11 protein-coding genes and 1 pseudogene are annotated in these 13,121 nt (G+C 62.7%); 4 read left to right on the plus strand and 8 right to left on the minus strand.

Going from position 1 to position 13,121, the window contains the following annotated elements; all coding sequences use genetic code 11:
- A pseudogene (locus RMP10_RS23040) lies at window positions 1-134 on the plus strand (IS30 family transposase); the annotation flags it as partial.
- A gap of 255 nt (window positions 135-389) precedes the next feature.
- On the opposite strand, the gene RMP10_RS23045 reads toward RMP10_RS23040, so the two are convergent.
- Together RMP10_RS23045 and RMP10_RS23490 are read right to left on the minus strand one after the other, a co-directional pair.
- Entirely contained in the window at window positions 390-1,307 is a 918-nt protein-coding gene (locus RMP10_RS23045) for a nucleotidyl transferase AbiEii/AbiGii toxin family protein (protein ID WP_310572411.1), read from the minus strand.
- On the minus strand, window positions 1,304-2,041 hold the full coding sequence (locus RMP10_RS23490; protein ID WP_345785844.1) for a type IV toxin-antitoxin system AbiEi family antitoxin domain-containing protein: 738 nt from the start codon (window positions 2,039-2,041) through the stop codon (window positions 1,304-1,306). The genes RMP10_RS23045 and RMP10_RS23490 overlap by 4 nt, the downstream gene beginning before the upstream one ends.
- 335 nt (window positions 2,042-2,376) lie before the next feature.
- Here RMP10_RS23490 and RMP10_RS23050 point away from each other — a divergent pair, with 335 nt between their 5' ends.
- Window positions 2,377-3,771: a Fic family protein gene (locus RMP10_RS23050; protein ID WP_310572412.1), complete on the plus strand. Its 1,395-nt coding sequence runs from the start codon at window positions 2,377-2,379 to the stop codon at window positions 3,769-3,771.
- A gap of 312 nt (window positions 3,772-4,083) precedes the next feature.
- Here the strand turns inward: RMP10_RS23050 and RMP10_RS23055 are convergent, their stop codons facing one another.
- Genes RMP10_RS23055 through RMP10_RS23070 form a run of 4 tightly spaced genes read right to left on the minus strand, consistent with a single transcriptional unit; the run spans window position 4,084 to window position 9,435 of the window.
- The gene (locus RMP10_RS23055; protein WP_310572413.1) at window positions 4,084-6,543 is read right to left on the minus strand and encodes a dockerin type I domain-containing protein; all 2,460 of its coding nucleotides are present in this window, start codon (window positions 6,541-6,543) and stop codon (window positions 4,084-4,086) included.
- Window positions 6,540-7,055 (minus strand): hypothetical protein, encoded by a 516-nt coding sequence (locus RMP10_RS23060; RefSeq protein ID WP_310572414.1) that lies wholly within the window; start codon window positions 7,053-7,055, stop codon window positions 6,540-6,542. Before RMP10_RS23060 ends, RMP10_RS23055 begins: the two co-directional genes overlap by 4 nt.
- A gap of 8 nt (window positions 7,056-7,063) precedes the next feature.
- Complete coding sequence (locus RMP10_RS23065; RefSeq protein ID WP_310572415.1) at window positions 7,064-9,019, minus strand: Ig-like domain-containing protein; 1,956 nt, start codon at window positions 9,017-9,019, stop codon at window positions 7,064-7,066.
- Complete coding sequence (locus RMP10_RS23070; protein ID WP_310572416.1) at window positions 9,016-9,435, minus strand: hypothetical protein; 420 nt, start codon at window positions 9,433-9,435, stop codon at window positions 9,016-9,018. The genes RMP10_RS23065 and RMP10_RS23070 overlap by 4 nt, the downstream gene beginning before the upstream one ends.
- A gap of 316 nt (window positions 9,436-9,751) precedes the next feature.
- Between RMP10_RS23070 and RMP10_RS23075 the strand changes: the two genes are divergently transcribed.
- Window positions 9,752-9,961, plus strand: a complete 210-nt coding sequence (locus RMP10_RS23075; RefSeq protein ID WP_310572417.1) for a type II toxin-antitoxin system HicB family antitoxin — start codon at window positions 9,752-9,754, stop codon at window positions 9,959-9,961.
- 23 nt (window positions 9,962-9,984) lie between these two features.
- Window positions 9,985-10,191, plus strand: coding sequence for a type II toxin-antitoxin system HicA family toxin (locus RMP10_RS23495; RefSeq protein WP_345785845.1), 207 nt, complete (start codon window positions 9,985-9,987; stop codon window positions 10,189-10,191).
- Window positions 10,192-10,386: 195 nt separating this feature from the next.
- Here RMP10_RS23495 and RMP10_RS23080 read toward each other — a convergent pair whose 3' ends face one another.
- Together RMP10_RS23080 and RMP10_RS23085 are read right to left on the minus strand one after the other, a co-directional pair.
- Window positions 10,387-11,664 (minus strand): MFS transporter, encoded by a 1,278-nt coding sequence (locus RMP10_RS23080; protein ID WP_310572418.1) that lies wholly within the window; start codon window positions 11,662-11,664, stop codon window positions 10,387-10,389.
- Between the two features lie 126 nt (window positions 11,665-11,790).
- Window positions 11,791-12,945, minus strand: a complete 1,155-nt coding sequence (locus RMP10_RS23085) for a hypothetical protein (RefSeq protein ID WP_310572419.1) — start codon at window positions 12,943-12,945, stop codon at window positions 11,791-11,793.
- Between the last annotated feature and the right edge of the window lie 176 nt (window positions 12,946-13,121).

A 13,121-nucleotide genomic window follows, 5' to 3' on the forward strand; every position in this document is an offset into this window, starting at 1 on the left:
GCACTGATTTGTCCGCGTATACCCAACGCGATCTCGATCGGGTCGCCCACGAAGTGAATACGCGTCCGCGAAAAACCCTCGGCTTCCGCACGCCGGCAGCTATCTTCGCTGAGAGCGTTGCACCGACTCGTTGAATCCGCCTGGTATAGTGTTCAGAATTCAGCAACGACAGTCCACAGTGCCGAGCGGGTTTCGTGGATCTGACGATTCACGCGGTCCGCGCTCGGCACTCGCGCGGGACCACCACCAGCCCCCCGCCGTCCGCACACGCAGTAAGGAAATTCTCGCCACTGAGCACTGTAGCTGCTCGACACTGACCACTATACCAGTCTGACGCCTGTACTCAGAACACTGAGCACTGATCCGCCCAATCCCGCGCCGTTCAGCAGTTAACCCGCCTCGAACAGCACGGCCAGCTTCGCATGCTGTTCCGCGAATTTCGAAGGGTTTGTTCGCCGGAGTTGCTCGAGGTTGTGGCGCTTCCATCGTACGCCTGGAAGTTGTGAGACGTGCGGTACCCCTGCGAGTTGAACGTCTTGTTCGCCCGCAACGAGTGAGAGCAGAAAAGTACGTTCCGATACATCGAGTCCGGCCTGGATCTCCCTGATCATGCGAGTGCGCGTGGCCAGCAGATCCCCCAACGGCACCGGATCGCGAGTCATTCCCGCGAAGCTTCCGGTGTATGCGAGCTGAATGTCTGCTTCCATCGGGTAAAGCAGTTCGTGCACAGGGCGGTTGTGACTCGCGACGTGCACCACGAACGCCCGCCGAACGGCAGGCGTGATACCCTCATGTTCGAACAGCTGCAACACATCGAATAGGTCTCGTGGGTGCTGACGATCCAATGCCGCCGCCAGCTTTCCACCGTATGTATCCTCGAACGATGTAATTGGCAGCTCCAAGTCAGCCTTCAAGACGTCGCTAGCATGCGGATTCATCGCCATGATACGAATGGGACTAACCGTGCCGCGCATGACCGTGTTCACCTCGACTTTGACGGTGATGTCATCGCGCCGTATGACTAGCTTCGACTCGCTGTCGATCGTGAGCGGCGTGCTGGTTCTGAATCCCCGCGCACGCAGTCGCTCGGCCATGGCGCGGACGGACGTATCGATTTGCGCGACGGCCTCCGTGCGCGGGACGGCATAGTCGCGGAATACAAGGTCGAGATCCACCGACAACCGCGGCATGTCTCGGTAAAAGAGGTTGATCGCCGTGCCACCCTTCAGCGCGAATGTTTCGTCCACAAAAACGCTCGGCGCGACCTGTGTCAGCAATCGCGCTGTTCGTAGATACGAATCGTTCATGGTGGAAGCACCAGTAGTCCATCACGGGTACGTGCGACCCACGGCGACTTGCTGCCGGTGGGGAGCGTACTCGCATTAAGCTTCGAAGCCCACGGCGCCCGTAGTTCGTGTCCCAACTGAAGGCAGAGCCGAACCGTCTTGACGCTCGTACAACGGGTGAGCAGATCACGAAGCACTCGCGCTCGGAGCGCATGGACACTCTCTGCGAGCTCTCGCACTTCCTTGAGCGGCTGTCGAACGCCGACCTCGCTCAAGAGTTCTAGCCATCCGCGCTCGGGATCAGAAACCAGTGGATTGGCAGCATCGCCGGTCCAACGGTCCACGTACAACAGCTCCTCGCCCGTCTCATTGAAGAGTCGCTTCCGGTGATACTCGGCAGGGAATCGCGACGAAAACCAGAGCGGTAACCGAGCCGCATGCAGGCCGTATAGATGAAGGAGTGGCTGCTGCGTCACGTAGTGACGAACGCCGTGCCAGTCGAGCGCAGTTTTACCGCCTACGTGGAAGCCATCAAAGCTCGCCTCAAGCGCTCTCAAGCTGGGGTTGACGTAAAGCGCCGCGCCCGGCTGGCTGTACACTCCGCGGGCGATCCTGGTAAGCCAACCAGCACGGGCGTAATGCACCGCGAGGTATTTGGAGATCCCGAGCTCGGCGAGTTCGGATGAAGTGATCGGCTGCCCAGGGCGAAGCTTCGCGTACAGCGTCTTTAGCTTTGCAGTCGGTATAGTAGCCATACTACGATACTATGCATTTTTTCAAATACTGCAATATTTGACATTGCCAGTCTTATAGTAGTATTACTACTACTTCTGTTACTATTTCAAACATCAGATTGGCCATCGCACACGCAGTCAGGAAATTCTCGCAACTGAGCACTGTATCTGCTGGACTCTGACCACTATACCAAGTCTGAAGCCAGAATTCAGAACACTGAGTACTGAGTACTTAGAAGTCCCTCGCGACCCCCTCGCGCCGAGCATCCCTCAAGCCTTCGTCGCTGTGGCCTGACCTCGTTATCAGCACCGCTGAGACGAGCGATGCGATCCTTCGGGCGACCGCAGCCGGCCATTTGAAATCCTTGGCGCGGCCGTTCTACACGCCGGCGATCGACGAGGATCCGGCAACCGTGTTGCGTCGAAATGTGTGGAAAGTCGTCGGCTCCCTCGTCCCTGGCGGCGTCATCTCCTTTCGGACCGCACTCGAGGCGCGGCCAGCGGAGGACGGGACGGTTTTCCTCGTAAGCACCGGGAAGTATCAGCGAGACTTGCCCGGTCTCCGCATTCGTGCCATTGCCGGTCCGCCACCGCAACCGACAGATGCACCGTTCATCTCGGGCTTGTACCTCGCGTCGCGCGCGCGCGCCATGATGGAGACGCTCCTTCCCTCCCGAGCTCGCGGCACCGTAGCGCGGGGCCTGACGGCGGCCGAACTCGAGTTCTGGCTGGAGAAGGACTTCCAGTCGGGCGGCGAAAGCGCGCTGAACCGACTTCGCGATGCCGCACGCACGATGACGGCAACGTTGAATACCGCCAACGAGTTCTCGTTGCTTGACCGTTTGATCGGCCAGCTGCTTGGGACGCGAGCGAACGCGCCAACGAGCGCGATCGCACGGCTCGCGGGTCGACCCTATGACGTCGAGCGCCTCGCCCTCTTTGATACGCTTTTCGCCGCGCTGCAGGACTACAGCGGTACTCGTCGGCCATTCGGCGCGGCATCGCACGACGTATTCGCGACGCAGTCGTTCTTCGATGCGTACTTCTCGAATTTCATCGAAGGCACCGAATTCGAAGTCGCGGAAGCACGCGCCATCGTATTTGACCAGGTGATTCCGAGCGTACGCCCGTTGGACGCGCACGATGTACTCGGCACGTTCGCTGTGGTCGGCAGCCGCCAGACTATGAACCACAGTATCCGCGACGACCGCGATGCCACCGACTTTGCCGAGCGACTGCAGCGACTTCATGCGCGCATCATGGAGCAACGGACCGATAGCCGGCCGGGGCAGTTCAAGACGAAACACAATCGCGCCGGCGACACGCGCTTCGTCGCTCCCGAACACGTGTTGGGCACGCTGGACTACGGCTACGAGATGACACGTGCCCTTGCGACGCCATTCCAACGTGCCGTCGCCATCATGTTCGTGCTGTCCGAAATACACCCGTTCGACGACGGCAATGGAAGAATCGCGCGGGCGTTCATGAACGCAGAACTCGTAGCGGCGAACGAAGCGCGCATGATCATCCCGACAGTGTACCGAGACGACTACCTCACCAGACTCCGGACCCTGAGCCGCGGAGGAGAACCACACGCGCTGATCAAGGTCCTCGACTTCGCACAACGCTGGACGGCGGCGATCGACTGGACAAGCTTGGCCAGCGCCGAAGCATCGATGGCCGAGACGAACGCATTTGTGAGACCGAGTAGCGAGAGTGTGCTGAGACTGCCGGTGACGCGGGGGCGGTGAACTGCTGAACTGCGCAACTGCCCAGTCTCAGTACTCAGTGTTCTGAGTACAGGCGTCAGACTGGGTATAGTGTTCAGAGTCCAGCAACGACAGTCCACAGTGCCGAGCGGGTTTAGCGGATCTGACGATCGCGAGACTTTCGCTCGGCACTTTGCATTGGGGCATCAACGGATCTCGCGGTCGCACACGCAGTAAGGAAATTCTCGCCACTGAGCACTGTAGCTGCTGGACTCTGATCACTATACCAGTCTGACGCCAGAATTCAGAACACTGAGTACTCAGTACTGGGCAGTTCAGCGCAGTTCAGCGCAGTTACTGCTGCTTCCCCACGCAAAGCGTCGCGCTCGCCGAACCTACCGCGAACTGCAGAATCGACAGCACATCACCCGAGTCCAGCGTGCCGTTACAGTTCGCATCCGCGCGCGGCATCGGGTTCGGCGCGCTCGCTGGCAGCACACCGACCAGCGCCTGTTGCGCCAGCGACGCATCGAATGCATTCACGAATCCATCGGCGTTTACATCACCGCGCAGCACGCTCGCTCCAGTCACGATCGTGGTGGCCCACAGTCCGCGGCCGTACGTGCTGGCGTAGAGATTTCCTGTGGCCGCCTGGTACGCGAGGTCCAGCACGCGCGCGTTCGGAAATCCCTGATTGGCCGCGCTCCACGACGCGCCGTTGTCGGTGGACTCGTAAATGCCGACATCCGCCGCTGCGAAGATTCTCGACGTGCCCGGCACCATGACGACGGCGTTGAACGGAATGTCCGGCAGCGCCGCGCTCAAGTTCGCCCAATTCGCCCCGAAATCATCGGTGGCGTACACGTGGCCGGTGCCTGTGCCGGAATGCGTGACGACAGCACGGCCCGCGACGGCGGCATCAGGGGCAATGTCGGTCACCGCGCGGAGCGGTAGCGCGCTCGAGACCAGGGTGAACGTGGCGCCGGCGTCTTGCGAGAGTTGCACATTGCCGTCGCTGGTGCCCACCCAGATCACGCGAGAGTCTACGGGTGAGAGCGCGAGACTCGTGATCGTCGCCCCACCACCGCGCGTGAGATCTCCGGTGAGGATGCCCCACTGCACGCCCTCGTTCGTGGTACGCCACAACCGGTAGGTGGCGTAGTACAGCGTGGCCGAGTTGAGCGGGTCGATCACCATGGGCGAGAGGAATGCTTTCCGGTCGCTGCTGGTGAAACCGCGCTGTGTCTGCCCGATGCTCGTGCCCAGCGGATTGCGCGTCACACGCACGATGAATCCCGTGCCGTAGCTGGTCGTCCAGAAGACGTTCGAGTTGGTCGGGCTGAAGGCATTCCATCCGCCATCGCCACTCGGCGCCGACATCGTCCAGAAACCCGAGCCGAAGCCCCAGAGCGAGCTGTTGTCCTGCAGTCCGCCGGCAATGAAATCGGGAATCGTGGGGTGTACCGCGATGCCGGGATAGAACTGCGTGACCGCGATGTTCGTGTTGCGACTCACCCAGCTGTTGCCACGATCGTACGACGCGTGCACTCCACCATCACAGCCGCCCACGATCACGTTCGGGTCACTCGGCGCATACTCGAACGCATGCCAGTCCACGTGCAGGTCGTAGGCAATCACCGAGAAGCTCTGCCCGCCGTCGCGCGACCGGTACATGCGCGATCCGCCCAGGATCACCGTATTGGCATCCTGCGGGTCAACCTCGAGCACCAGGTCGTACGTGCCCTGCGTACCGAAGTCGAGTCGCGGCTGCCCGCCGTACACGCCCTGTGCGGTGAGCACCGTGGGCGTGGCACTGACGCCGTCGAGACGGACCAGCTTGTCCATGCGCGCGCTCACCACTTCCACCGCCCACACCGAATTCGGCGTCGTGGGCGATACCGCGAGCGATATGCGCTGCACCGTGGTGCCGGTGGAATACACTTGGCTCCACGTGGCGCCGCGATCGGTAGAACGATAGACACCGTTGGTGCCATTTCCCGCGGCGGCCCGCGCCGCCCAGACGATGTTGTCGTTGGCCGGGTCGAATTCCACATCACTCACGAAGCCCGTGAGCACCGTGGTCCAGGCCGAGCCGCTGTTAATGCTGCGATGCAGTCCGTTGTTGGCCGCATATAGCACCACACTCGTGTTCTGCGTGCCCGCCAGGCTGGGCGCCACGCGAATGCGGTATGCGCGATTGGCCAGCGAGCCGTTCACCGGTGCCAGCACGCCGGCGCCGTTGATCTCGGTCCACGAAGTGCCGCCGTCGAAGGAGCGCAACAGGCCACACCCGTTCGACTGCGTGGGCTCGCCAGTGCCCACGTACACGATGTTTGGATTCACCGGATCGATCGCGATCGACCCCGTGTTCAGCGAACACTGATTGTCGGTGAGCGGTGTCCACGTGGCACCACCGTTGTTCGTGCGCCACACGCCGCCCGAGGCGGAACCCGCGTACACGATGCTCGGATTCGTGGGATGAATGGCGATGGCGCGAATGCGTCCACCATCGGCGTTCGGCGACGATCCATAAAAGCCGCTGGTCTGGAATCCAAACGGACCCACCGAGCGCCACGGTGCCACCTGAATGCTTGACGCCGCGCCCGAGGTGGCACGAGCCGACGCACGGAAGGCGGTTGCGCGCGCCGCGTACACCGGGTTCTGCGTGTACTCGCCAAACGGGTACGCCCGCAACTGCTCCATCCACTCGCGACGTACTTCGAAGCCCGCCTCGCGCTGCTCTTCCACCTGTGCCTGTGCCATGTGCGGCGCCACCATCAGCGCCAACACCGTCAACGTCCGCGTCGCGTTCACTTGAGCACCGCCGTCGGCAGCACGGTGAGACGGTCGCGTATATCGGTGGCATCGGACAGGTGCAACTCACTGAGCTGTAGCGACAACGTGGCGGCCGCTTGCTCACTCCGCGCTACGGAACGGGATACGAAGCGCACGCGTGCGAACACGTCGCTCGTAAACCCGGTAGCATGCGCCGCCGCGATCATCACCCGTCCGCGTGCGGCATTTACGGCGCGCAATGCGCCATCACTCGGGCTCGCGTCGGCGAGGTAGCGCAGTTGCGTGGTATCGTACTCCACGGCGGCGGTCATACTCACCGCCTTGGCCGTGTTGTCGGCGCCACTCAGTCCGCTCACGCGCACATCGACCGTGATCACACTGTCGCCCGCGACCGCCGGCGTGAACACCAGCTGCGCCGTGGCCTGCGCACTCGGCAGCGGACTCACCGCCCCCTCGCCCAACGTATCGCGGCACGCCGTGGCCACGAGCACGAAGCCCATCGCCATCGCGAGCACCGATCCTGATGTCATGTTGTGTCTCACTTGATCACCACCGGGTATTGCAGGGCCGTTGCGTTGCCGAGCAGCGACACTTGGGCGAGGTCGAGCAGCTCGACGTGTCGGAGCACGAATTGACTGGTACCGACCAAGGTCGGAATGAAATCGAAGCGACCGAGCGTAATCACTCCCGTCATACCCGCCGCACTCGCAATCGATATGCGCGTGGTTCCGGAGCTATTGTCGGTCACGATCACCGGACTACCCACGGTTCCGGGCACGGTGGCCGTGAGTCGCAGCATGGCCGGCGTAGCCAGCTCGGTGGGCCAGGTGAACACGAATTGCGCGGCGCCCACCGTGGCCCCGCGCGTGTCGAGTGACAACGTGACCGAGAAGGGCGTGTTCCGCACGTAGTCGAAGCGCGTGACGTCGGCACGCAACACCGGACCGGTGGTGCGCGTCACGTTTACGAACACCGAGTCCAGCGCGCCACCATTCACGCTGGTCTGCGCCACGATCCACGCCTGGCCACCAAGTCGCGCCGTGATGCGTCCATCGGCAGCTACGGTGGCAATGGACGGAGATCGACTGGCGTACGTGACCGGCGCCGTGATCACCGCCCCTTCGCTGCTGAGCACCACCGGTGTGAGCTGCAGCGTGCCGTTCACATCGAGCTCGTTCACCTTTTCTGTGGCGAGTCCGTAGCGCAGCGATATCGACGCGGCCACGTTGAAGGTTACGGGCAGATTCACCGTGGGCGCGTTCCCCGACGTGATCGCCACATTGGCCTGATACGTATTCGTGTTCAACGCCGCCGGATTCGCGCGCAACGCGAGTCGGGTGGGATTGGTGAGTATCGTGGCCGTGAGCCAACCACTGGCGCCGGTGTACGTCACGCTCGTGTTGAGATTGGTCACGGCGGTGCAGCTGCCGTTGAGATCGGTAATGGTGAGCGTATCCACCACGGCCGTGCGCAACGCGAAGCCCGCCAGCGTACGCGACGTGGCTGACAGCGCCAGCAGCGGTGCCCGCGACGCATCGCACGGTGTGACTGAGAGCGGTAGCGACGGAAGTCCCGACACCGAGAAGAGGAGCGATCGCAAACCACCCGTGCCCGTCACACCGAAGTTGGTGAACGTGGCCACGCCGTTCGTGGCTTGTGCCGTGGCGCCGGTGAGCGTGCCACCACCCGAGGCAATCGTGGCCGTCACGGTGAGCGTGGCATTCGTGGCCAGATTGCCCGCGTTGTCGAGCACGTCGAGCACCGGCTGCGTAATGAACGGCGAGTTGAGTCCGCCGCCCGCCGGCGCCAGTCGGAACGCCAGCGTTGCCGCCGGTCCGGCGCTCAGGCTAAAGCTGGCCGTATTCACCGCCGTGAGCCCGGTGGCCGAGAAGGCCAGCGAGCGCGGGCCGGCCAGTCCCGACATCACGAGTTGCGAGAAGGTGGCGATGCCCTGCACCGACGTGACCGTGGTCGTGCCGCCAATGGTGCCCACGCCGCTCGCGAAGCTCACACTCACCGGGATGCTGGCCGTGGTCACGAGATTGTCGAGCGCGTCGCGTACCTCGACCACCGGTGATGCCGTGAACGACGTGCCCGATGCCACGTCGGTGGGTTGGGTGCGCACAAACAGCTTGGCCGGCGCGCCCGCGGTCACGGTCACGGCAATCGTGCCGGTGGTGCCCAACAACGCCGCACTGATGGTGGTCTGTCCTACCGTCGTGGCCGTCACGATCCCTTCCGGCGACACCACCGCCACCGTGGGCGTGCTCGAGCTCCACACCACGGAGGGCGACGTCACCAGTTGCCCGCGCTTGTCGGTCACGACCGCCGACAGTTGAAGGGTGGAGCCGGCGGCCACGGTGGCCGAACCTCCACTGGCCGAAACGGTCACCTTGGGCGCGACATCCGGCATGACGGGATCGCCAGGACCAGCACAGGCCACCACCAACATCGACATGGCCACACGCACGGCAGCCCGCAGTCCACCCGTCATCTCGGCTCCTGAATGGTCACCATCACCGGCGCACTGCTGCCCCGCGCGTTCGACACCGTGAGCGCATACCGCCCCGGACTCCACAACATCGGCGCCGCCCCCCCGCCACTCGGCACCCGATCCGGCAGCGACACGGCGATCACCGTGCCCCCACTTCCTGATACGACGGCAGTAAGGATGACGGATCCAATCGTGACCGTATTCGCGGTCGCGTCGAACCCGGTGCCACGAATGGTGACGTCGTTGGGCTGTCCGTCGCGCACCACGATGGGCTCAGGGGACACCTCGAGCACGGCAACCGGGAGCGCCGCCGGCGCCACGCGACGGCAGGCCCCCCCAATCGACAGCACCAATACCGGCAAGATCCAACGCATACGACGGCCACGCGAGAAGCGGCTAGGGGCGGGACGAATCATGGCACCTCAAGTGAAGACACGGCCATGTGGCCGAGTGCTGCCAAAGGTTAGCGCCGAGTACGCTCGGAACGCCACCAGATACGCTTTTTCCATTTCCAAGCAGTTGCTGTTGCCTTTGCTGTTCTTCGCGCTCCTTCGCGGCTCTTCGCGTCCTTCGCGTGAACCGTCGGACTTTCCGACCACTCCGGCTCGCCGAAAGCACCCTAGGTTCACGCGAAGCTCGCGAAGAACGCGAAGTCACGCGAAGAACAGCAGATACCGATTTGCGTCGAGAGAGGAGACGGGCAAGATTTCTGATGTCGACAACGGAGAAGACATGAGCTCATACACTGCCGTCATTGAACGTGACCAATCCACGGGCCTCTATGTAGGGTACGTCCCCGGCTGGGCTGGCGCGCACTCGCAAGGAGAAAGCCTCGACGAGCTTCGTGCAAACCTCTTTGAGGTCATGCAAATGCTGCTCGAGGACGGCGAGCCCGCGCTCAGTGCCGAATTCGTAGGCACGCAGACCCTGGAAGTCGCGTAGCCGAGGCGGGACGCATCCCGCCGATGCGCCCTCGCGAGGTGATCGCCCTCCTCACCGCTCTGGGCTTTGTCGAGGTCCGGCAACGGGGATCTCACAAGCAGTTCCGGCATGCCGATGGGCGTGGCACAACCGTGCCTGATCACGGAGGGCGCGACATCTCGCCTGTGCTCATTCGGCAAATAGCGAAGGACATTGGTCTCTCTGCCGACGAATTCATCGATCTACGCTAGAGCCCGGCCGACCGGCGTCGTTGGCGAGGTAGGACAAGACTGTTCTTGTTCTTCGCGCACCTTCGCGGCCCTTCGCGCCCTTCGCGTGAACCGTCGGACTTTCCGACCGCTCCGGCTCGACGAAAGCACTGCAGGTTCACGCGAAGCTCGCGAAGGGCCGCGAAGAGACGCGAAGAACTGCTTTAAAGAACTTTGTTACACGCGTCGCCAGAAATCCGAGAACTTGAGCGCGTACAGCGACGCCAGCATCAGCACGACCGCCGACGCAGCGATCGCATGCGGGGCCGTGATCACTCGAGCGAGGGCGCCGATAGCGAAGGAGCCGACCGCCTGCGACAGTCCGACGAACACGAGACTGTAGAAGGCCATGAGGCGTCCACGGTACTGCTCCTCCACCAGCAACTGCAGCACGCCGTTGGAGAGGGCGTTGAAGGTGATCATGGCCACCCCCGTCGCGAACAGCACCACGTACGCCATCGTGAGCGTGGTCGTGTAGGCGAAGCCCAGCAGCAGCGTGGGGAAGGCCAGCCCCGCCGTCATCAGCACGCGCCCTTTGTTGGCCGCGTGCGAGATCGGCCCCGCCACCAGCAGGGCGCCCAGCAGACCGCCCACCCCCACCGTGGCCAGCAGGGTGCCGTACCCGCCGGCGCCGAGCCCCAGCTGGTCGCGGGCAATCACCGGCATGATCGTGAGGAACGGGCCGCCCAGCACCGCACCCACCGTGACCAGCGCCAGCAGATCGCGCACCGGCCCCGGCTTGGCCAGATGCCGCAGCCCCTCGGCCGCCCCGGTGCTACTGCGATCGATCAGCTCGTGTACACCGGTCACCGTAAGTCGTACACTGTTCGCCATCGCGGGAACCGGCAGCTTTATGCGCAGCAGCCCCCACAGCACCGCCACAAAGCTCAGGGCGTTGAGCCCGAAGCACCAGGCAATGCCGAAGCGGGCGATCACCAGGCCGCCGATGGCCGGGCCGATCACCCGGGCCAGGTTGAATCCGCTGGCATTGAGGGCAATGGCCGGCTGCAGGTCGTCGCGCCCCACCAGCTGAATGATCATGCTCTGGCGGGCGGGAATCTCCACTGCGCTGCACAGCCCCTGCACAAAAGCCAGCGCCAGCAGGATCGGCACCGACACGTGGCCGGTGATCGTGACCAGCCACAGCACCGCGGCCTGGGCCAGCAGGATGCTCTGCGTCACTCGCACGATGCGCAGCTTGTCGCCATGATCCACGAACGCGCCAGCGTGCATCGAGAAGAGCACGATCGGGATGGCCCCGACCGAGGCGACCAGCCCGACTACGAAGGCGCTGTCGGAGAGCTGGAGGGAGAGCCAGCCGACGGCCATGGTCTGCATCCACGAGCCGACGAGCGACATCGTCTGGCCCGTCCAGAAGATGCGGAAGTTTCGGTGGCGCGTGAGGACGCGAAAGGGGTTGCTGGAGCGTCGCTTGGTGGCTGAATGATTCGGCAATCTCGAATAATACCCTTGTCCACGAGCGCCACCACGGCTCGGACGGAAGGTGTCAAAAAAACGCGCCGCACCCTAGAGCTTGGGTGCGGCGCGTTTCTTCCGCGGCCACTTTCGTGGCGGCGCGAGTTACTTCTTGTGCGGCTGATCGATATGTGCCTGCAGGTTGCCGGTCCGCACCTGTGCGTCGACGACGTTTAGTACCACGTTGCCCGACGGGTCGGTGATCTTCAAGCTGACCCGATCTTCGCGGCCGGGTTCGCCGCGATCGAAGAAGGTGAAGCTCAACTTCGAACCGGACTGGTTGTTGAGCGTACCTGTTGCGTTGCCCGTGAAGACATCGATGTCGGCCACGGGAGGACGCGGATCGGCGACCTTCTGGCAGACAATGTCGCTGAGCGAGTTTTTATCGAGGTGCCAGTTCTCACCGTTGTTCCAGTTGATCTGGATGTTGTTCGAAAGCTTGTTGTCGCAATGAATCGTGAGCGACACCTTCAGATTGCGATAGAGATCCGACGGAATGGTGACGCCGCCGGTCATGCGGCCGGTACCGACGGAAGCAATCAGGATCTTCTCGAAGGCGATGAAATGGTCGTTGTAATCTGAGTCAGCGGCTGCATCCGGCGAATCCTCTACGCCAAACAGATACTTGAGGCCGTCGGCGGACTTGAACATCGCCCACATGCTCGTGCCTTCACCACTGCACCACTGGCCGCTCCCCGAGGTACCACACGCGCCAAACGATGATGGATTGGAGACGGCTGTGCCGGGCGAGATGTACAGACCCCAGTCCGTAGCAACAGTGATATTCGCGACCGTTCCCGCATTCACGTCAGCGAACGGAGTGAAAACTTTCCCCGCGCCCACGCCACTGTAGTAGCCGATCGTATTCTCCGGGAGGCCACCGGTACCCGCACCGCGGAGACCGCCCTGGAAGGAGACTTTGTACGTACCGGCGGGTAGCGTAAAGTTCGCAGACTGAGTGCCGGAGTTTGTCCCGAGAAACGTGCCTCCGCTGAAACCACCACTGTAGAGGCTTGTTCCGGCCCGCTCGTATGCGCAGTTGGGGCCGAAGTCGCCGATCGCAAAATAACCAATGTTGCACTTGGCTCCGTCGATCGACGGCTCTAGGTCCCAGAACTCCGGTCCAACGTTGTCCGGAGTGAAGCTAAAGAACGTTCCGGCCGACGTTGGCGCAATGTTGTAACTCGGGGTCCCGCGGAACGTCGCCGATGACTCTTGGACTGCCGTCGGCGAGTCGGCACACGCGGCTGCCGCGAGCACTGATGCAACGCCCGCGCATCGTGCTACGAAGGATCGTGAAAGCATTATAATGGTCCCTGAAGGTTCTTGAGGAAACTCTTCCCGCTTAACGGCATGTAGCGTTCCAGTCAAGTGCAGTAATGCAACTCCAAACAGAACAACACGATACGCATAGTTATCCACTATAGAGTGGTCTT

The sequence above is a fragment of the Gemmatimonas sp. genome (assembly GCF_031426495.1).
GTDB lineage: Bacteria > Gemmatimonadota > Gemmatimonadetes > Gemmatimonadales > Gemmatimonadaceae > Gemmatimonas.

What these genes read in the sequence shown, in the direction of transcription:
- RMP10_RS23070 (WP_310572416.1), bottom strand. Translation starts at nt 9,435, where the DNA reads ATGATTCGTCCCGCCCCTAGCCGCTTCTCGCGTGGCCGTCGTATGCGT.
- RMP10_RS23065 (WP_310572415.1), bottom strand. Translation starts at nt 9,019, where the DNA reads ATGACGGGTGGACTGCGGGCTGCCGTGCGTGTGGCCATGTCGATGTTG.
- RMP10_RS23490 (WP_345785844.1), bottom strand. Translation starts at nt 2,041, where the DNA reads ATGGCTACTATACCGACTGCAAAGCTAAAGACGCTGTACGCGAAGCTT.
- RMP10_RS23045 (WP_310572411.1), bottom strand. Translation starts at nt 1,307, where the DNA reads ATGAACGATTCGTATCTACGAACAGCGCGATTGCTGACACAGGTCGCG.
- RMP10_RS23075 (WP_310572417.1), top strand. Translation starts at nt 9,752, where the DNA reads ATGAGCTCATACACTGCCGTCATTGAACGTGACCAATCCACGGGCCTC.
- RMP10_RS23060 (WP_310572414.1), bottom strand. Translation starts at nt 7,055, where the DNA reads ATGACATCAGGATCGGTGCTCGCGATGGCGATGGGCTTCGTGCTCGTG.
- RMP10_RS23495 (WP_345785845.1), top strand. Translation starts at nt 9,985, where the DNA reads ATGCGCCCTCGCGAGGTGATCGCCCTCCTCACCGCTCTGGGCTTTGTC.